At 52.9% G+C, this 19,592-nt stretch carries 20 protein-coding genes and 1 riboswitch; of the genes, 3 read left to right on the top strand and 17 right to left on the bottom strand.

Going from position 1 to position 19,592, the window contains the following annotated elements; all coding sequences use genetic code 11:
• Positions 1 to 13 precede the first annotated feature (13 nt).
• From ACFQ88_RS21910 to ACFQ88_RS21870, 9 genes are all read right to left on the bottom strand, one after another.
• Complete coding sequence (locus ACFQ88_RS21910) at positions 14 to 238, bottom strand: hypothetical protein (protein ID WP_379456686.1); 225 nt, start codon at positions 236 to 238, stop codon at positions 14 to 16.
• 6 nt (positions 239 to 244) lie between these two features.
• Complete coding sequence (locus tag ACFQ88_RS21905; RefSeq protein WP_239632225.1) at positions 245 to 1,441, bottom strand: Ger(x)C family spore germination protein; 1,197 nt, start codon at positions 1,439 to 1,441, stop codon at positions 245 to 247.
• A 23-nt stretch (positions 1,442 to 1,464) separates the two neighbouring features.
• Positions 1,465 to 2,964, bottom strand: a complete 1,500-nt coding sequence (locus ACFQ88_RS21900) for a spore germination protein (protein WP_379456683.1) — start codon at positions 2,962 to 2,964, stop codon at positions 1,465 to 1,467.
• Positions 2,965 to 3,193: 229 nt separating this feature from the next.
• Positions 3,194 to 3,964 (bottom strand): ATP-binding cassette domain-containing protein, encoded by a 771-nt coding sequence (locus ACFQ88_RS21895; protein WP_239632221.1) that lies wholly within the window; start codon positions 3,962 to 3,964, stop codon positions 3,194 to 3,196.
• The gene (locus ACFQ88_RS21890) at positions 3,888 to 4,934 is read right to left on the bottom strand and encodes an ABC transporter ATP-binding protein (RefSeq protein WP_379456680.1); all 1,047 of its coding nucleotides are present in this window, start codon (positions 4,932 to 4,934) and stop codon (positions 3,888 to 3,890) included. The genes ACFQ88_RS21895 and ACFQ88_RS21890 overlap by 77 nt, the downstream gene beginning before the upstream one ends.
• Before the next feature lie 43 nt (positions 4,935 to 4,977).
• On the bottom strand, positions 4,978 to 5,925 hold the full coding sequence (locus tag ACFQ88_RS21885; protein ID WP_379456677.1) for an ABC transporter permease: 948 nt from the start codon (positions 5,923 to 5,925) through the stop codon (positions 4,978 to 4,980).
• A complete protein-coding gene (gene nikB / locus ACFQ88_RS21880) occupies positions 5,922 to 6,863 on the bottom strand; it encodes a nickel ABC transporter permease (RefSeq protein ID WP_379456675.1) in 942 nt (313 codons plus the stop codon). The genes ACFQ88_RS21885 and nikB overlap by 4 nt, the downstream gene beginning before the upstream one ends.
• 2 nt (positions 6,864 to 6,865) lie before the next feature.
• Positions 6,866 to 8,464, bottom strand: a complete 1,599-nt coding sequence (locus ACFQ88_RS21875; RefSeq protein WP_379456672.1) for an ABC transporter substrate-binding protein — start codon at positions 8,462 to 8,464, stop codon at positions 6,866 to 6,868.
• A gap of 44 nt (positions 8,465 to 8,508) precedes the next feature.
• Complete coding sequence (locus ACFQ88_RS21870) at positions 8,509 to 8,901, bottom strand: (2Fe-2S) ferredoxin domain-containing protein (RefSeq protein ID WP_379456848.1); 393 nt, start codon at positions 8,899 to 8,901, stop codon at positions 8,509 to 8,511.
• A 168-nt stretch (positions 8,902 to 9,069) separates the two neighbouring features.
• A riboswitch (cobalamin riboswitch) is annotated at positions 9,070 to 9,271 on the bottom strand.
• A 270-nt stretch (positions 9,272 to 9,541) separates the two neighbouring features.
• Between ACFQ88_RS21870 and ACFQ88_RS21865 the strand changes: the two genes are divergently transcribed.
• Positions 9,542 to 9,697 carry a DUF1540 domain-containing protein gene (locus tag ACFQ88_RS21865; protein ID WP_239632211.1) on the top strand — a complete coding sequence of 52 codons (156 nt, stop codon included), beginning with the start codon at positions 9,542 to 9,544 and terminating at the stop codon, positions 9,695 to 9,697.
• Between the two features lie 156 nt (positions 9,698 to 9,853).
• Here ACFQ88_RS21865 and ACFQ88_RS21860 read toward each other — a convergent pair whose 3' ends face one another.
• Positions 9,854 to 10,297: a bactofilin family protein gene (locus ACFQ88_RS21860; protein WP_379456670.1), complete on the bottom strand. Its 444-nt coding sequence runs from the start codon at positions 10,295 to 10,297 to the stop codon at positions 9,854 to 9,856.
• Positions 10,298 to 10,330: 33 nt separating this feature from the next.
• A complete protein-coding gene (locus ACFQ88_RS21855; RefSeq protein ID WP_239632207.1) occupies positions 10,331 to 11,293 on the bottom strand; it encodes a M23 family metallopeptidase in 963 nt (320 codons plus the stop codon).
• Between the two features lie 197 nt (positions 11,294 to 11,490).
• Between ACFQ88_RS21855 and ACFQ88_RS21850 the strand changes: the two genes are divergently transcribed.
• Entirely contained in the window at positions 11,491 to 12,582 is a 1,092-nt protein-coding gene (locus ACFQ88_RS21850) for a ParM/StbA family protein (RefSeq protein ID WP_239632204.1), read from the top strand.
• Between the two features lie 484 nt (positions 12,583 to 13,066).
• Here ACFQ88_RS21850 and ACFQ88_RS21845 read toward each other — a convergent pair whose 3' ends face one another.
• The gene (locus ACFQ88_RS21845) at positions 13,067 to 14,326 is read right to left on the bottom strand and encodes an MFS transporter (RefSeq protein WP_239632201.1); all 1,260 of its coding nucleotides are present in this window, start codon (positions 14,324 to 14,326) and stop codon (positions 13,067 to 13,069) included.
• Positions 14,327 to 14,693: 367 nt separating this feature from the next.
• Here ACFQ88_RS21845 and ACFQ88_RS21840 point away from each other — a divergent pair, with 367 nt between their 5' ends.
• Entirely contained in the window at positions 14,694 to 14,873 is a 180-nt protein-coding gene (locus tag ACFQ88_RS21840; protein ID WP_379456666.1) for a small acid-soluble spore protein H, read from the top strand.
• A 65-nt stretch (positions 14,874 to 14,938) separates the two neighbouring features.
• Here ACFQ88_RS21840 and ACFQ88_RS21835 read toward each other — a convergent pair whose 3' ends face one another.
• The 5 genes from ACFQ88_RS21835 to ACFQ88_RS21815 all read right to left on the bottom strand — a co-directional run bounded on the left by ACFQ88_RS21835 (position 14,939) and on the right by ACFQ88_RS21815 (position 19,591).
• Positions 14,939 to 15,769, bottom strand: a complete 831-nt coding sequence (locus tag ACFQ88_RS21835; protein WP_239632197.1) for a helix-turn-helix transcriptional regulator — start codon at positions 15,767 to 15,769, stop codon at positions 14,939 to 14,941.
• A 187-nt stretch (positions 15,770 to 15,956) separates the two neighbouring features.
• Positions 15,957 to 16,736, bottom strand: a complete 780-nt coding sequence (locus ACFQ88_RS21830) for a Cof-type HAD-IIB family hydrolase (protein ID WP_379456664.1) — start codon at positions 16,734 to 16,736, stop codon at positions 15,957 to 15,959.
• Positions 16,737 to 16,867: 131 nt separating this feature from the next.
• On the bottom strand, positions 16,868 to 18,292 hold the full coding sequence (locus ACFQ88_RS21825) for a HAMP domain-containing sensor histidine kinase (protein WP_379456662.1): 1,425 nt from the start codon (positions 18,290 to 18,292) through the stop codon (positions 16,868 to 16,870).
• Positions 18,285 to 18,992: a response regulator transcription factor gene (locus tag ACFQ88_RS21820; protein WP_379456660.1), complete on the bottom strand. Its 708-nt coding sequence runs from the start codon at positions 18,990 to 18,992 to the stop codon at positions 18,285 to 18,287. The genes ACFQ88_RS21825 and ACFQ88_RS21820 overlap by 8 nt, the downstream gene beginning before the upstream one ends.
• Positions 18,992 to 19,591, bottom strand: coding sequence for a DedA family protein (locus ACFQ88_RS21815; protein WP_379456658.1), 600 nt, complete (start codon positions 19,589 to 19,591; stop codon positions 18,992 to 18,994). The genes ACFQ88_RS21820 and ACFQ88_RS21815 overlap by 1 nt, the downstream gene beginning before the upstream one ends.
• Position 19,592: the final 1 nt, after the last annotated feature.

Raw genomic sequence — 19,592 nt, 5'->3', positions numbered from 1 at the left:
CCTTATTCTAAGTTTAATGAAAAACCAGGTTGCTTAGCGGTCCGTAGATGATCTTCAAAATATTCAACGGGCTCGGGAGATTAGCTATCCGAACGGCAGCTACGCTGAGCACGGTACCTGCCGCCAGCATCGACGTAAATACAATGGTTTCCTTCAGCATCCGTTTCCGGATTAACCCCGGAAGCTCCATGACGGCAATCACCACCGCCACACCAATAACGACTAGAGTTAATATCATGCCGGACTACTCCTTTATATCGTTTAGGAACGAATTTCCTACCGTACCGAGCTTGCGGATAATGACATCCACCTTGTACCGGACCTTCAAATGAGTAAAGTGTTCAGACCAGTCGGCCTGCAGCCGTTTCCACGTCTTGGGCTCTGAGCGGTAAATCGCCTGTCCAAAGCCGAAAATATCCGATTTGAATTTTGTTTGCGTGACGGATACCGCCTTCTTCATCCGTTCAGTAATGATGTCCTCCGTCTTGGTTTCCAGCATACGAATCGTTTCCGGATCTTCCAGATTGATCTTGCATTCCACCTCCCCGACGCTGGACTGATTTTTCATCACGATTTCAATAACCGGTTGCCCCTCTTCCATCACTACTTTGATTTTGCTGTTGGTCCGGAGTGTCTCTATTACGACATTGCCGCCGTCCGGACATTTGACATGCCCTACTGTGCTTTTCACATTATCCATTATGTAATTGTACCCCTTGCTCTCGTCTTCGCTCAGCCAGCCGACCAGCTTGTCCCTTTTGAACACAGCCAGGTTGGAGAACCGCAATCGAGCCGCAGGAAGAATTTGCTCCACATTTTGTTTCTTCTCTCCCTGCTGCGGGTCGCCAAGCACTTCAATTCCCGATAAAACGGGATTGATCCCCGGCCCGACAAGCTCATTGATCAGCTGATCGAGAGTAAAGGTGGTCGTCGGCGCCCATGCACGGGAGGAGGCTTCCAATGAGGCATACAATTTGTTGGACGGGATTTTCTCCAAGGGCGTCAATATTTTCAGAATCTGCTCCGCCTCTGTATCTCTTGCCACCATAATATAGAAATCCGTCCTCGGCTCGGAATCCCGCGACAGCAAATCCAGCACCTTGCCTATGCCCTCCCGGGCCAGCGATTCTCCCAGAACGAGCACTCTGATGTGAGAAGCATATATTTTCCGGGGACTGATTTCCGTCAATTTGCGGAAGGCCTCAAACACCGTCGGAGCGGTTGTCTTATACATAACAACGGGGGCATAGGTCCCGCTTTCTTTTTTGGCGGCGACGGCAGACGGCTCTACAACCTGCACGGCAACCTGGAATTCGTTCCCTCTCTTATCGATAGCCGTTCCCAGCTGAATTCCAAGCGTATTAAGCTCACGGCGGTTCCAGCAGCCGCTCAGAAGCAATATCATCACTCCCAGGAGCAGCAGCAGCCCAGTCTTTTTCATGAGCAGCCTCCTTGCTTCTTGAACTACTTTTGGCGAGTTCTGTTGTCACGGCTTAACAGCTGGGGACGTCTCTTCATCTGCCTCCACGGAAGCCGGAACAGCGTATCCTTCTGATCCCGCAAGTTAAAGGGTCCGAAGGGGCTCATGTAAGGGACTCCGAATGAGGATATGGCCGACAGATGGACGACCATTATAAGAATCCCGATCAAGATGCCGTATAATCCGAAGGATGCGGCGAGGCCCATGAGGAAAAACCGAAGCATGCGTACGGAAATCGACATATTGACGGCCGGGATCACATAGCTCGAAATAGCCGTAATCGAGACGAGGATTACCATAACCGCCGACACGACTCCCGCCTCCACAGCCGCCTGCCCAATAACCAGCGTACCGACAATGGATACGGCTTGCCCTACCGTCCTCGGCATCCGGACTCCCGCTTCACGCAATATTTCGTATGTCGTTTCCATCAGCAGAGCCTCAATAAAGGCCGGAAAAGGAACACCCTCGCGCTGGGCGGCTAAATTGATGAGCAAATTGGTCGGCAGCATCTCCTGATGGAAGGTGGTAATAGCGATATAAAACGACGGCGCCAGCAGCGCGATGAAGAAGGACAAATAGCGGATAACCCTCAGCAGGCTGCTGATATCGGCCCTTTGATAATAATCTTCGGCCGATTGGAAGAAATGGACGAACAGGGCGGGCACCAGCAGGACAAAAGGGGTACCGTCGACAAGGATGGCCGCTCTCCCCTCCAGTAAGGCTGCAGCCACCGCATCCGGCCTTTCGGTATTATACAGGGTAGGAAAAGGAGTATATTTCTTATCCTGAATGAGCTCTTCGATATACCCGCTTTCCAGAATGCCGTCGATATCGATGGATTCCAGCCGGTTGCGTACCTCCTGCACCATTCGAGGATTGGCAATCGTATTCACATACATGATACTGACGCTTGTCTTGGTAACGCGACCGATTTGCCGCGTCTCCAGCCATAAGCCGGGATCCTTGATCTTTCTGCGGATCAACGCGGTATTCGTACGGATATTTTCGGTAAAAGCCTCCATAGGACCGCGAACGACGGTTTGCTGCGACGGTTCAGTGACGGTTCGGTCTTCCGGCCCGTAAATTCCTACGCGCAGCCCCTTGTCCAACCCGTTCAGAAGCAGGATCGCGTCGCCGGACAGCAGATGGTTATAAAGCTCGCTCATATCCTGTACGACGGATGTGTGTCCGGCCGTCAGCACTTCCTCTTGCAAATAGGGAAGAACCTTGCCGTAATCAATGCGGTCCGTTTCCCCGTCCTTCGGCTTCCTCCTCATGAAAGGAGCGATAACCGCATCGTGGAGCAGCGCGTTATCTGCCAAGCCTTCGATGTAAAACAGCGAGGCGCGGACGCTGCCCCAGTGCATGTCTTTGACGATAAGGTCCTGACTATTGCCCAAAGTATCGCGAATAGCCGCCTTGTTTGTCAGCAAATCGGCATGGATTCCGGTCGTTGTGGTTTGGGTCGGTAGAGTATCCATCAGCAAGTACCTCGGTCTGATAATATTCCTATTATGACCAATGGAACCATTATTATTTATTTCCCGTTCCCGTTTACGGTCTGCTTGCTGCTTTGGGCAAAAAAAGCTCCGGCATCCCCGCTTTCTCGACCAAGGCCGATACAACGAGTACGGGTGCCGGAGCTTCATTACTATAGTTGGAAAATAAGTCCAGGACCCTGTCTTCGTTAATAGCTCGATAGACCTGTCGTCAGTGCTGAAACGCTCTGAACGTCTCGATCAGCTGCTGCGTATAAGGATGCTTCGGCTCCTCCATCAGCTGATCGACATGTCCCGACTCGACGATCCGTCCGTGCCGCATTACAGCGATCCGCTGACCGATGCATCGAACCAGATCGAGATCGTGGGAAATGTATAAGTACGTCATCTGCCTCTGCTGCTGGATATGCTGCAGGAGCTCAATGACTTGCGCCTGTACGGACACATCGAGCATGGAAGTCGGCTCGTCCAGCACCAGAAAGCTCGGATCGAGAGTCAGCGCCCGCGCGATGACGATTCTCTGGATTTGCCCGCCGCTAAGCTGGTGGGGATAGCGGTACAGCACGTCGCTGCCCAAGCCTACCAGCTCCAGCAGGTCGAGTACCCTGGCCTCCCCCTCCTCCCTGCTGTGAGTACGGTGCAGCACCATAGGCTCCAGCAGGCTGTCGAGCATCGTTCGCCTCGGATTCAAGGCGGAATCCGGGTGCTGGAAGATCATCTGCATCTGCCGCCGCAGCGGACGCATCTGCTTCATATCATAACCGGTGATGTCTTCACCGTTGAAATAAATGCTGCCCCCCTCCGGCGGGAGCAGCTTCATGATCATCCGCGACAGCGTCGACTTGCCGCAGCCGCTCTCTCCGACGAGTCCCAGCGTCTCGCCCTTCGCGATGTGAAGCGTTACGTCATCGACCGCGACCGATGTACGCCGGCTCCATCTCCCGCTGCGAAACCGCTTGTACAGCCGGTCGACTCGAATCATACAGCAAGCACCTCACTTTGATTTGGCATCCGTTCGCTGCGGTGCCCGATCCATGCGGGCCGGGCCGGGCCGCCTCCTCCGCCAGCGCCGTCATACCGGGAAGCACGGAGCTGCACTCGGGAAGCCGCTCCTGGCACCGCGGGTGGAAGGCGCAGCCGCTCACGGCTTCCGCGAGTCCGGGACTCGCGCCCGGGATTGGCTTCATCCCTTTGCCCGGGATGGAGGCGAGCAGCCCCCGCGTGTACGGATGCCGGGGCGATGCGAACAGCTCCCGGACCGGCGCCTCCTCCACGATGCGGCCGGCGTACATGACGCCGATCCGGTCGCATAACGATTGGGCCACGTGCAAATCGTGGGTAATGACCAGCATCGACGCGCCGGAGCTGCGGGCTGCGGTGCGAAGCAGGTCAACGACCTGCTTGCGCACCATGGCGTCCAGCCCCTTCGTCGGCTCGTCCGCGATGATTAGCGTTGGCGCGCCCGCAACGCCGATGGCGGCAAGCACCCGCTGCTTCATGCCCCCGCTCAGCTGGAACGGATACTGCTTCAGCTTCCGTTCCGGCTCGGGCATGTTCAGCTTCCGGAGCAGCCGGACGGCCTGCTCTCTGGCAGCGGAGCGCCGCAGGCGGCGATGGAGACGAAGCGACTCCATGATCTGGTAGCCGACCGTCAATACCGGATTGAGCGAAGCGGCCGGGTTTTGCGGAATGAGCGCAATGTCCCTTCCGCGAATCGCCCGCAGCCGTCGGGGGCTCAGGCGAAGCAAGTCCTGGCCCTTGTACAGGATGGATCCGCTCACCTCGGCTTCGGGCGGGAGCAGCCCGGGAATGGACAGGCCGAGCACGGATTTGCCGCTTCCCGTCTCCCCGATCAGGCCCAGAATTTCGCCACGCCGGAGCTGCATCGTGACTCCTTTGACCGCTTCTGCGATCCCGTCCGCAGCAGGGAAGCCTGCACGGACATCGCGCATCTCCAGCAGCACTTCCGATTCGATAACAATCCCTCCTTATTCTCTATAACCTCAGCAGCGATTCCGGTTTGGACTCTTTCGTATCGAGCCAATCCCTCAAACCGTCCCCCAGCCAATTGACGCATAACGAAACGGCGGCAATACAAAGGCCGGGAGCGGCGATAAGATGGAAATAGCTGCGGAAGTAAGGCCTCGCATCGTTGATCATTACGCCCCAATCCGGGGCCGGGGGCTGCAGCCCAAGACCGAGGAAGCTGAGCGAGGCAACGGATAACATTACCCGTCCTACGCGGACGGTGAACAGAACGATGAGCGGTCCGAGCATGTTCGGGACGATATGGCGCGCTACGATATAACCGTGTCCCGCCCCGAGTACGCGAATCCCTTCGATATACGCTTCCTCCCTCAGCTTCATTGCTTCGCCGCGGACGACACGGGAGAAATCGGCCCACGAGGTCAGCACCAGCGCGATAAAAATGCTCTTCACGCCTGGCCCCAGCGTGCCCGCTATCGCAATCATCAGGCTGAGTCCGGGCAAGCCTTGAAAGATTTGAATGATTCCTTGGATCGCATCATCCACCCAGCCGCCGAAATAGCCGGAGATCGTTCCGATGATAAGACCTATCAGCAGCGTGGCCGCCGTTACGGCGAGTGCCAGCACGATCGTAATACGCCCGCCGTGCAGCAGGCGGCTGAATACGTCCCTCCCGAGCGTATCCGTCCCTAACAAATGCTCGCTTGAGATGGGGGCCAGCCGATTCGACATTTCGATATGAATCGGATCGTAAGGAGATAGCCACGGGGAAGCGAGGCTGCAAAGCACGATCAAGGACAATACGGTTAACGCTATCGTATTGGAATAGGTGAAGAATGCCCGCTTCATCCGCTTTCCTTGACCCTTACGGCCAATCGCTGCTGGAAGAGCCGAAGCGGATATGCCGGAAGATGCCGCCGTCTCCGCCCCTGTCTGCGGAAGCTCGTTTCGTTTCATCGCATTCTCGCCCCCAATCTCATCTGCGGATGGATGACGATATAGGACAAGTCCACCAGCAGGTTGAACAATATGTAGACCAGCCCCGTGAACACGACATATCCTTGGATGACGGGGTAATCTCTGCGGTAGATTCCTTCCACCGCGAATCTTCCGATCCCCGGAAGCGCGAAGATAACTTCCACGATAACGGAGCCGCCCAGGATAGCCCCGAAATACGTGCCTAGCACCGTCACGATAGGAATCAGCGCATTGCGCAGCCCGTGACGAAGCATAATCCGCACGTCGTGCAGTCCTTTGGCTTTGGCCGTCACGATGTAATGCTGCCCCCATACTTCCAGCAGAGCCGCCCTGGTAAGCCGCATCAGCACGGCGCCGGTCCCGGCGGCAAGCACGATAGCCGGCATCACGATATGCCTCCATGTCCCGTAACCGCTGGTCGGCAGCAGCTGCAGCTTCTCCGAGAGCAGCGTAATCAGCAGAATCGCCAGCCAGAATCCGGGAATCGACAGAAACAGAAGGCCGATCGCCCGGCCTGCGTGGTCGATTAAGCTGTTTTTGCGAAGCGCCATCAGGATGCCGAGCGGAATCCCGGTCCCGGCCGCAAACAGCACCGCCATTAAGGATACGCTCAGCGTTACAGGCAGCCGGCGGAGCAGCTCGGCGCTAACCGGCTCCTTCGTCATGTAAGAGGTGCCGAGATCGCCCTGAACCGCATTCGCTAACCATCGTCCGTACTGAACGGCGTACGGCGCGTTCAGCCCCAGCTGCTCCCGCATAGAGGCAATTTCCTGCTCCGTAGGCTCCCTGACTCCGCTCTGGCTCAACGCCTCGACGGCCGGATCACCGGGCGACAAGACGCTGAGAGCAAACGCTATGAGCGAGACGCCGATCAGAACGGGAATGGCGGCCACCCATCTGCGAAGGAGATATTTCATGGCTACTCAGTCCATTCCAGCTTAGACAGCGTCGTTCCGTAGATCGTCGCTTGATAGCCCTTGATTTTCTTGTTATACGCAATCAGATTCGCATCATTGAACAGAGGAATCGTCGGCAGGTCTTGAGCCGCAATCGTCTGAATTTCGTTATAGATCACTTTCCGGTCGTCCATGCTTAGCGTTGTTTTCGCCTGATTCAGCAGCTGATCGATGCGCTCGCTTTTGTAGCCGAGGCTGTAGCTTTTATTGCTTGAACCGCCGCTCGACAAATAATTCGTAAACAGCGTGAACGGATCGGCGTTCGGCAGCCCTTGCGTTGCCAGCGCCAGATCATACTCCCCTTTGGCCTGCGCCTCCTTGAATGCTGCGCCATCCAATATTTTGATTTGCACATCCAGGTTCAGCTCTTTGAGCACCGACTGCAGCAGCTCGGCCTGCGCTTTGTAAGGGTACCGGTCCAACCCGTAGGTCGGCACGATGAGATCGATCTTCTGCGTCTTGCCTCCGGTCGCTTCCGCCGCCAGCCGTTTGGCCTCGGTCGCATTCGTGACCGTTTTGATCTCCTTATAAAAAGGAGACGTCGCGTTCAAGATGTTGACCGTTTCCGTCGGGTAGCCCAAATAAAGCTCCTTCACCAGCTGCTGACGATCGATAATCATGCTGACCGCCTGACGCATGGCAGGATTGTCAAACGGCGCACGCTTGCCGTTCGGGTGAATGTAATGGGAGATCGTCGATTTGGTCACCGACACCTCAAACCGGTTATCCTTCACCAGCTCCTTGGCCAATGCCGGAGGGAGCGCCCCCAAATCCATGACGCCCATAATTTCGCCGGACTTCAAAGCGGCCAGTCTCGTGTCCGGATCGGGGATGACGCGCACGCGGATCTTTTTTGTTTTGGCTTTCTCGCCATAGTAGCCATCAAAAGCTTCCAGCAGCGCATACTGATCCTTCTGATGCTCGATCAGCTTGAACGGTCCGGTTCCTTGCGGCAGACCGTTGAAATCGCCTTTTTCATTGAAGTTCAACGGGCTGTATATCGGGCTTGCGAAGTTGACCATCGAGTACAGCAAAGCAGGCTGCGGGTTATCGAAGACGAGCTTGAAGGTCATCTCGTCAACCTTCGCCGCTTCCTTTAACCCTGGATAAGCGCTTTTGATATCCAGCGTATAGAACGGGGAGCTTTTCGGGCTAACCTGCTTGTACCGGTTGAAATTAGCAATTACGGCATCTGCGTTCAACGGCTGGCCGTCATGGAATTTCACGTTATCCTGCAGCTTGAACGTCCACTCCTTGCCGTCCGGGGACATCGTCCACGATTTGGCCAGCTTCGGAGCCGGCTGACCGTCTTCTGCCGAGGTGACCAGCGGTTCCCATACGTATAGAATCGTGCTTGTGTAATAAGCGTCTTGAGGTCCCGGCGCCAAATCCCGCGGAGCGGCAAGGACGACTTCCTCCGGATTGGCGATGGCCGTGCCTGTCTGATTCGCCGGCCTGGAAGCAGGATTCGCCGTACTGCATCCGATCAAAACTAATAAAAAGCATAATATGATTGCGGCAGCCATATAAGGCATTTTGTGTATTCTTCTGTTCATGTTCATGTATGACCCTTCTCTCTATGTATAAATAAAAATGAATGAACCGGTTAAACTGCATTGTCTTGTTTCTTCCTGGCCGCTTCCTCCCGGGTCGTTCCAGCAGCACCGAGACCGGTTGCAACAAAGACCTTATCGTACGTATATACCAGATGCTCCTCCAGTACATGTCCTTGAAGCAAATGCTCACGGACTATTCGTCTGCCCAAATCGGGAGTTATCGATTTATACCAGACCCCTTGCGGATACACCGTGACGACGCAAGCGTCCTCGCATCGGCCATTGCACCGGGTTCGTGTAGTATGAATCGAATCGTCGGCTCCCCAGGCAGCAATTTCATTACGAATGGCCAGAGTCACCTCATCGGCCTCCTTTCGGGTACAGCTGCCTCCGTTACAAATCAGTACATGATGGCTTGTCTTCGATAAATCCCATGTCGCCAATCTTGCCACTCCCTTTCTTCTTGGCTTCAAGCCTTTGCTCCAGCCGGGATGTAACGCAAAAAAGGCGTCTTTACCCAGCACAAAATAAGGTAAAGGCGCCCCATATAATCCATAAAATAAATAGACGATGGCCGTCCTTAACACCTCCCTATCTTCCGTAGGTTCGAATCAGTGCTGTCAGAACAGGCAGGTCTCCTGGCTCCGGGATCTTCGTCATTGGCGGCCTTCCCGATCTTTGAACCGTTCAAAGATCAGTGGCATAGAGTGCCGTGACTACTCCGTTACAGTGGCGGGACCGCGTCGGCTTTACACCGAACTTCCCTATTAAGCTTCAGCTAACAGCTGAAGCACCTGTTCCCATCATTTAGTTGTCATCAAACAACACTGATCATACACGATTATTCATTTTTTGTACAACTTCATTCCTTTTAATAGTAATTATTACAATTAAACAATAACGATTTATTCTTCCATTGTCAACCTTCGGGTTTCCAGTCCATTTGAAAACCACCCGAGAATAACCTGTACGCTTTGCCGGGCCTAAACTTTCCTATGCAAAAAAAGCCCGACCTGTATGGCCGGACCCGGGTATAAAAAGCTATGCGATTTGCCCATCCTAGACAGGAGGGGGGTGAGACCTATGGCAAGAGACGTATTGTGTGAAGTGAACTCCTGTAAGTACTGGGCTGCAGGAAACCAATGCAACGCTTCTTCGATTTATGTTGTCAGCCAACGCGGCAACAAAGCAAACAATTCCGAAGAAACGGACTGCAAGACGTTCGAATCGAAAATTTAAATTTTTCTTTTCCCTCGCAGAAGACAGCCTATCGATCCATAGGTTGTCTTTTTCTTTGCTCGTTAAACAGTATTGCCAATAATAATGATAATTATTATCAATTATCGATTTCCTGCCCAAAAAGGTTATCGCAAGAAAATTCCCGCTCAGCCCTAACTACATCGTAGCCATATTGCCGCCGCCATAATTCGTTTGGAACGGGTTCGACGGCATCGGCTCCTTATCCTGCTTCTCCGGCGGCGCTCCTGCGCCGTTGTCCATTTTGCTCGTGCCCTGGAATACGCCGCCTTCGTCGATGATAAGCGATTGCGCCGTCGTATTGCCATACAGCTTGCCCGTTGACCGGATCGTCAGCTTGCCCTTGCACAGCACATTTCCGTTGACGGTTCCCGCCAAAATCACGTTTCTCGCGATAACGTTCGATTTGACCACGCCATGCTCGCCGATCGTCACATCTCCCGCGCAATCTACGTCTCCGGTAATATGCCCTTCGATTCGGATACTGGCTTCGGATTTGATGCGTCCTTCAAACAAGGTACCCTCTCCGATCAAAGTATCGGTCGCTTGAATATCCCGCCCGATTTTTTTGCTTTTAAACATCATTTCGCCTCATTTCTAATTAGTATGGTCATTCTAGTTCAAATAAGGTTTAGGATCCGTGCTCTGGCCGTTCTTCAGCACCTCATAATGCAGGTGGGCCCCGGTGCTTCTTCCGGTTGATCCTACCAGGCCGATCACATCGCCTTTTTGCACTCGTTCGCCCTGCTTGACGTTGATTTTATTTAGATGCATGTACCACGTTTGCAGTCCTTTTGAATGAGTAACCACAATGTTGTTTCCATGCGAGGAATCGCTGCCTGTAGAACTGACAATCCCGTCTGCCGTAACCCGTACGGGAGTATTCATCGGTGCAGCAATGTCATAACCGCTATGGAAGCTTGGTCTGTACGTAAACGGATCCTTGCGAATCCCGAAGCCGGATGTAATATTCCTGCTGTCCACGGGCCAAATATTCGGCGTAATACGGAGCAGCTCCTGCGCCTGAACGGCCTTTGCCTTCGTATCGGTAATGCTGCCTTGAAGCTCTGCCACTTCTTGGTTCATGGAGCTCAGGTGCTGTTTCGTCTGCTCGAGCAGCGTCTTGATCTCTTCGTCGGTGACAGGACGGTTGGAGCCGCCCATCGCGTTAGAATCTACGGAGGAGGATGCGGCAGATGCGGTTGATTTGGCCGCGCCCGTGATCGTACGAACTTCGTCCTCCAGCTTGCGGATATCGTCGATTCTCCCCTTCATCTCCACCGTTTGCTGGGATAATTGGATCAGCTCGTTTTGCAGCTGTTCGATCGTATCGTTCTTCTCCTGGACCGTGGTGCTGTACACAGCCTCTTGACTGACGATGCGGCTCTGCAAGTCCGCCGTGACCCATGATGTCCTCGCATGGTTCACATACAGGACCAGCGTAACCGACAACAAGGCAATTAGTCCTGCTCCGGCACAATAAAGGAGCGCCTTTGGTACTTCAAATCGCCGGACCGCGCTGTTGGCATCGGGAATAATGACGAATGTAAACCGTTTATTGATCCGTTTGACCTTCATGTTAGCTCCTTTAAGCTTGGCACAAATTAACATTATTCGATAGAATACGATCTTATTCGTCGCATCCCGGGAAAAAACCTGCCGATGTTTTCATAAATAGTGGAAAATAGTTCTAAAGTACGAAGGGATTTTGTTGAATTAAATCGAATCATAGTACCAAAGTAATTTATTGGAGCTGACTGGAGGGAAATTCATACATGATCTTGGCCGGAATCGATATCGGCAACGATAGCATCAAGGTAGTCCTGGACGGGGTTCGCGATCCGTTAATGATCCCCAACATTGTTGCACCCGGGTATGAAAGACATATTTTGCAGGAGGAGGATTCTCCTCTGAAGGCGCTTGATGTCGTAGTGCACAGCCCACGTTTGTCAAGAAACAATCAAAGGTACTTCGTCGGCCTTCTAGCCATGGAGAACGAGGATAGCGTAGAGCTCGAGGAGACGGATAACAAAGCGGTGTCGGATCAGTCGCTGATCGTCGCAATCACCGCACTGGCTTACGCAGGCATAGCAAGCCAATCGGTAGCGAGCACCGGCTTCGGCAATACCGAGGAAGTGGAGTATGTAATAGGGACCGGGCTTCCGGTACGCACTTATTCGTATTATCACAAACAGTTCGAGGACCGTCTGGTCGGGGAGCATGAGGTCACGTTTCTGTCTACGCCTCACCTCAAAAACCGCAAGATCAAAGTATCGATCCGTAAAGCCGTCGTCTCCATCGAAGGGGCGGCCGCATTGTTTCAACTGGCAACGCACGACAATTTGCAGGTGAAGGACGAAGAGCTGTACCACGGCTGTATTGGAATTTGTGAGATGGGTGCGCTAACGACGGATTTTCCGGTTATTAACAAAATGAGCATCGATAATCAGTTCAGCACTGGAGAACAGATCGGACTGGCTACGTATCTGGACAACATTATCCGCGATGTGGAGGACCAGTACGGCTACCGGTTCCCTAGCCGCGCCAAGCTGGTGCAGCGGATCAAGCGAAACGACTTCGCGATACGCCGTATCGGTGAAGGCCAGTCGAGCATGAAGCCGGTAGTCGATATGTACTTCAGCCGGGCGGCGCACAAGATCGTCGATCTGATCAAGAAGCGCTGGAAGAAGCACCCCGACATCCAATGCTTCTATGTTGTCGGCGGCGGAGCTGCCGCGCTACGTCCTTACATTATCGACGCCGCGGGCCCGATGAAGCTGCGGTTCGTGGAGGACAGCGAGCTGCTCAATGTGCAGGGCTACTTGAAGCTCGCCCGAAGCAAAATGAATCAGAACGCGTTCGTGTAACGAGCGGTTGTCACTTCTTTCACTGCAGGTGCCTGTACCTGCAGTGATTTTGTTTTATGGATAAATTAGGCAGGAACACAAGCGACTTCCGCAATAGTACCGTATACTATCTCAGATCGTGAGAGGAGCTGATAGGTAAATGGCATATCGTAATCACAATTGTTGTCCTCCAACGGACCCCATTATGACTAACCCGCGGAGGGTTGTTAGAAACTTTTATCATCCGCAGCTTGTGCAAGTGATTCACCCTATTGAAATCGTCAACCGTCACCATTGTTACCCTGTCTACCAGCATTCGGTCACTTGCAGCGAAAGAGACGAATGGGTAGGAAGCGCTCAACCTTATTTCCGCAAAGACAATCAATAATTGACGTCGCCCTGACAACCTCGGAATTGCAGCATCCAATATGGTGAGCCGAGCGCGCCAAAAGGACCACCCGGTTTGTACCCGGAAGGTCCTTTTGGGGCAAAGCTTTTCAATGAATTACGCTTCTCCGGGAGATTCCGCCGATCCGGCTGAGCTCTGCCGGTTGCGATACAATGGAATCATCACCAGCACGCCGATGATAAACAAGATCGCTGCGGCCTCATACATAATGACAATGTTGAACACGCTTTTCAGCCAACCGGCCAAGCTCATCGTGACGACCATCCCTCCCATAAACAGAGGGTTCAAGATACCGTTGACCCGGCCTACATACGCTTCATCCGTATTGCTCAAAATCATCGTGTTGATACCGATCTGGATGGCCGGAAGCACCAGCCCCGAAATGAATTGAGCCGCCAGTGTGAGCCACAGAGAGGTCGAGAACCCGATGACGATCATCCCGATCGCGCTGACGACCATCCCGATGCCTAGCATCGTTTGCGGCGAATACTTCTTGGACAACCCGAGCGCGAAGCCTCCGCCAATAATCATGGCAACGCCGTTGGCGGTCATAAGCCATTGCAAGTTCTCCTTCGGCAGACCGAGCCGCTCTGTCACCAGAAAAATACCAAGCGGCTGGATCAGACCGATGGCCAGTCCCGCGCTCAAGAAACAGCCGCCCAAAGTGGTCAATGTTTGTTTGGACAATACGTAACGGAAGCCTGCGGCCATTTCCTCGCCCAAATTCGTCTTCGCCTTCTCCTCTTCAGCCGCTGCCTTGTCGGAAGGCAGCATCAGCAGAACGGCGGCGGACAGCAGGAATGCGATGCCCATAATGAAAATCGCCGTCTGAATCCCGTAGTTCTGGTATACGAAGGTACCGAGAATCGGCCCCAATACCATGAACAGTGCAAACATCGTCTGATAAATGGACATGCCCATCTGGATCAGCTCGGCAGGGACATGGATTTTAAACAAACGCATGCCGGACGGCTGGGAAAACTGCGATAAAATCGCGGAAACGAGAGTGGCAAAAAACACGGCCTTCCAAGAGCCGTACACTAGCGTAAGAAGGACGGCGAATACGGAGACGGCGCTCAGCACGTCACACCAGATCATCGTCCGCTTCGGCATCCAACGGTCCGCAAACGTCCCTCCGATGAATGAAAAGATAAAAATCGGCGCAAATTCCGCCACCGAAATCAGCGATACCGCCTTGGCATCCCCGTTCGTCTGATCCATAACAAACAGCAGGACGGCGAAGTTTCTCACCCAAATTCCTATTTGCAGAAATAAACCCGATAACAATATCGCCTGCACAAACCGGTTGCGCAGCAGCGATCCTATTCCTTGTGAAGCTGACATCTGTTGTATCATTCCTTTCGTATATCCATTGTTCGCCATTTCACTGCTGCAGCCGCTCTAAACAGTTCATCTGAAAACAGCACGTTGTTATTAACGTTATGTTCGATCAAAAGGTTGCCTTTATCGTCTATTATCTCCCATTCTCCCTACTTCAAGACGACCTTTCCTTGGCGAAAGCGCGGCACCGGCTCTTTTTTCCGAATGCCGTCAACTATTGTAACATACCCACTTCTTGATCAAAGGGGAGAAAATGGCTATTGTTATTTTTTCCTGCTCCAAGGTACATCACCTAAATAATCCAATCCGCGATTGTGCATAATAGCAATCGTTGTGCGGATAAGTAGCCGTACAGCCAATAACAGCAGCGGAGGTAAGGACAATGAATAAGCTAAGAGCACAAGAAATTGCGGCTTCGCCCGTCATGGTTAATGTAACCTGCGACGGTGTTCCTATCTATATTCAGCATGTGGATGAACATAACGAGACGGCCACCATTTATCCTCTAGGACAGCCCGAGCAAGAGCAAACCGTGCAACTGAGCAGCCTGCAGGAGCATTAATCGGCTCGGCATACAATCAAGGGGCATAGGAAAGCATTGGAGCCCTAGCCCCTTGATCCCAGATTTTATATCTCAGGTTGCCAAACCCTGTTAAGAAAATTGTTCATAAGCAAGGGAAGGGATATTAGAATGGGAGGATCATCGGTTCTCGGAACATGAAGTGTAGCCTGTCTATGAAGGACGCGGGTAAATGGTGTAACGACAATCGGTTCCTTGGAGCGAGTGCGCAGCGTGGTGGTCTGAGGAAGCAGAAAGTCTATGGCTTGCATCCCCCAAGGGACGGATGTCGCCATCAAATAATAAATACCCGGCTGGACGCCTGTGAAACAAAACTTGCCGGATGAAGGGATCAACGTACCGTGCAGCGGTAGCCCTTCGGGAATCGGTTTGGCGAACAGGCCGATGAGAACGACGCCGTCAAAAGGGATTTCCGTTCGTACCGTCCCTTCGATTGTCGCTCCATGATTCGGCGCCGACGCAGGCTCTTCCCAATCGTCTAGCTGATGCAGCATTTGCAAATATTGCTCTGCCTGGAGCATGGAATTGCGGAAATGCGCCGGAGTTACGCCTACGCGCTCCGTAAATCTTGTTGTAAAAGTCCCCAAGCTTTGCTGCCCGATCTCGAGTCCGATATCGCGGATGCTCAGATTGGTGCTGAGGAGCAATTCCTTCGCTTTCTGCAGGCGGAGGGAGGAAACAAAGTATAGAGGGGGCAGCCCCATTCGTTCCTTGAACACTCGGGAGAAATGGTACGGGCTATATGCGGCATACCGGGCCAGCTTGGAAAGTGGCAGCGGCTCATAAATATTCTTGTAAATATAGGCAATGACCTCGTCTATCTCAGAATATTTATCCAACTCCTTTTCTTCAGCTTCTTTGCTAACCGTCGCAATCATTGAACAGCCTCCTTCGAAACCACGGACAAGCCTCATGTCCTTTTGGTCGGGAAAGTTTCCGAAAACCATTATAACAAACATACGTTCTCATAGGAAGCCATTTATTTACAGAATGCGCATGAAATTTTGAAAAAAAGACAGGCCCATCAAAGAGCCTGCCACTATAGCGCCAGTTTTGCCATTACAGTCAGCTTGCGCTGGTTATAATCCATTTGTCTACCGCGTACGCGATGCCGTCCTCCTTCAAGGAGCGCGTCACATAGCGGGCCTTCGCCTTCAAATCGTCCACCGCGTTGCCCATCGCGATCCCGCTGCCCACCAGCTCGATCATTTCGAAATCGTTATGACCGTCGCCGAATGCGGCGGCTTCCTCCGGACGGATGCCGAGGTGGTCCATCAGCTTGCGCAAGCCTACCGCTTTGTTCATGCCGGTCGGATTAATATCGACCGCCCATGGACGCCAGCGGTGAATATAATAGCGGCCCTTCTCTTCGCCGGTATAAATTCCTTCTTCGTGCTCTTCGCAAAAAACGATGCACTGGTAAATGTCCGGCACCTCGTCGATAGATTGCAGAGCAACCGGCTCCATAAAGCCGATTTCCTGCTGCCCTTGGCGGAAATGCGGATCCTCCGCCCGAGTCATGAACATCTTCTCCGACCCGTACAGCAAAAACGTATGCTTCTGCTTCTCCGCTTCCTGAAGCCACAGGCGCACGGTATCCTTCGGAAACGCATTGCCGAATACCGTCTTCCCCCGATAGCCGATATGGCTGCCGTTGCAGGTAATCGCCCAGTCGATGCCGAGCTCCTCGCGCAGCGATTCCATCTCGTACTCGCTGCGTCCCGTGCACAAAGCGAGCGCAATGCCCTGCTCCTTAAGCTTACGGAGCGACGCGCGGGTCGATTCCGGCAAATAGTCCCTGTCGCGCAGCGTACCGTCGACATCGAATGCCACCAATTTGATCATCTTGAGCCCACCCCATCCTGGTTTAACGTTATCTCTGCATTCCATTATAGCAGACAGGCTCTTCTTTGTGGGAGGAGAGGCGATTTTCCGAATTTCTGACGCATGCGCTGCCGCGTGGCATAGGCCGGTCATTACGGCATTTCAGGTTTCCGGGGCAGGCGAATCCTAAATTCGTAATGCCGTTCGTTGCGCTCGAGCCATATCTCCCCCCCGTGAAGCTGCACGATGCTCCGGGCTATGGACAGTCCCAACCCCGAACCGTGAGGCATGGTATGGTCGCGTCTCGACTCCTCGGCTTTATAAAAGCGGTCGAACAGCTGCTCCTCCTGCTCTTTCGTAATATCCAATCCGGTGTTGGCAACGGACAGAGTGGCCCACTCCGGATCGGCATGCAGCGATATATCGATTATGCCCGGCTTCACGCTGAACTTCAGAGCGTTCGTGAGCAGGTTGTCGACCGCCCGGGCGATTTTGCCCGCATCGATGGATGCTTCCACCCTATGATCCGGCACGGTGCTCTGCACCACGATATCGCTGCGCTCAGCCAGAGGAATAAACTCCATGATCATCTGATTCAGCATGCCGGCCAAATCGATCACCTGTTTTTCCATAGCGGCCTGATTGCTTGCAAGTCGGGTATATTCAAATAAATCGTCAATCAATTTCTTAAGCTGATTCGATTTATTTAACGCGCTTTGCATATAGGGCTTCAAAGCGCCGCTCGCTTCTTTATGCTCCATCAGTACGGTCAAATAGCCGATAATGCTCGTGAGCGGCGTTCTCAGGTCGTGAGAAATATTGGTGATCAGCTCGCTCTTCGTTTTTTCGGCCAAGCGTTCTTTGGCCATTTGCTCCTCCAGCTGGCCCGCCATTTCGTTAATGCTGCTCGTCAATACGCCGAGTTCATCCTTGCTCCGCACCGGAAGACGTATCGATAGATTTCCTTGGGCAATCAACGAGACCCCCTTGCTCATCTCCTGGATTTCCCTCATTTTGCTGTAAGTCAGTAAGTAGAACACTACCAGAAAGAACACGAAAAAAATAAGTACGCTGTACAGAGGGGGATTCTTGTAAATATAACCCTGCTCGGCCTCCAGCTTGCCGGACACCATGAGCACCAGCTTCTGATCCCGATACAGAACGGGTGTCATTTCCGTGTACTCTTTGCCCGGCGCCGGGTTGTTCACGACATCCTTTTGCTCGTAAATAATCTCGTATAAATCAATCCGTGTATCCTGAACAGAGTCCGAGCGGTAGACGGCATTCCCCTGCAGGTCCGACAGCACAATGCGAAGCCGGCCCGACTCGCTTTCCCGGGTCAGCAGCGGATTCACTTTACTTGGATCCTGAAGCTGCGGCAGCTCCTGCTCCAGCAAGCTTAGCTTCTCGCTAACGATTTGCTTGCTGGTTTGATAGCCGGTGAAAGACTCCTTCCTCCACTCCCGGGTCACAAAGTCAAAGGTTAAATTCGATGCTATAGAGAGCAGCAATGTCGCGGCAAAGGTCAACACCAGCTTTAGGCGGAGGCTGCCGCTCCAATTCGGGCGATTAATCAATTTTGTAACCTACTCCCCATACCGTTTTAATATATTTGGGCTCGCGCGGGTTGTCCTTCAGCTTATCGCGCAGGTTGCGTATATGAACCATTACCGTCTTATCGGACTGCATGGCCGGGTCCTTCCATACCGTCTCGTAAATTTTATCCACGCTGAACACTTGGCCTCTATGGGTCGCGAGCAGCTCCAAAATGTCGAATTCCAGAGGCGTCAGCGCAACTTCCTTTCCTTGAAGCATCACCTGGTGGCGAAGGATATTGATGGTCAGCTCACCTATCGCCATTTCGTCCTGCGGCTTTTCCTGCGGGGGCTGCGCCTCGGTCATTTTCATTCTGCGCAGCTGCGACTTGACTCTGGCAACAAGCTCGAGAGGATTGAACGGTTTGGCTACATAATCGTCGGCGCCGCTCGTCAGCCCAAGGATTTTGTCCATATCTTCATTTTTGGCGGAAAGCATAATAATAGGGAGGTTCCCGTTCTCTCTAATCCTCAGGCAGGCCTGTATGCCGCCGAGCCGCGGCATCATGACGTCCAGGATAACCAGATCGACTGTTTCGGTTTGCAAAAGCGCAAGCCCCCGCTCTCCTTCCTCCGCCTCCAACACACGATAGCCTTCATTTTTCAGAAAAATGTGCACAATCTCCCTTATTTCCGGTTCATCGTCGATGATCAGAATCGTAGCAGAGTTGTCACTGTTCATTACATCACCTTCTTTTTACGGATGGTTTTCCAGACCAGCATGCCGCCCAAAACTACAATGAGTACGGCCAAAGCATAATAGCCGTATTGATGAACATGAGTGCCGATCAGCTCGATGTTGTCTCCAAAATAATAGCCTACGGCAAAATAAATCGAAGTCCAGATCAGCCCTGTCGAATATGAAATCAAGGCATATTGGGGAAACGTCATTTTGTTGATGCCGACCAAATAAGGGAGAACGTGCCGTACAACCGGTAAAAAATAACTGATTACCAGCGCGGACGCGCCGTACCGCTCGAGCAGCCGGTCGGACTTTTGAATGTACCGGTCGATATTTTTCTTTTTACGCAGACGGTCTATAACCAATGGCCCCATCACCCGCCCTAACACATAGCCGATCGATAACCCGGACACGACGCCCAAATAAGTCATTACAAAGGCCGGAGCCGTCTGCAGCAAATGGAGCGACCCTACCATACCTCCGGTCATTACGATGACTTCGTCCGGAATCGGCATGCCTACAATGCCTAGCCACAAGGCGAAGAACAAGGCCAGATAACCGAAATGCTGTATCGAATTAAGGATCGTATCCAGATTCATG

This window comes from Paenibacillus sp. NPDC056579 (genome assembly GCF_042793215.1).
Taxonomy (GTDB): domain Bacteria; phylum Bacillota; class Bacilli; order Paenibacillales; family NBRC-103111; genus Paenibacillus_S.
Note: the sequence above shows the minus strand (reverse complement) of the source record. Positions and strands in the feature narration are given on the sequence as shown.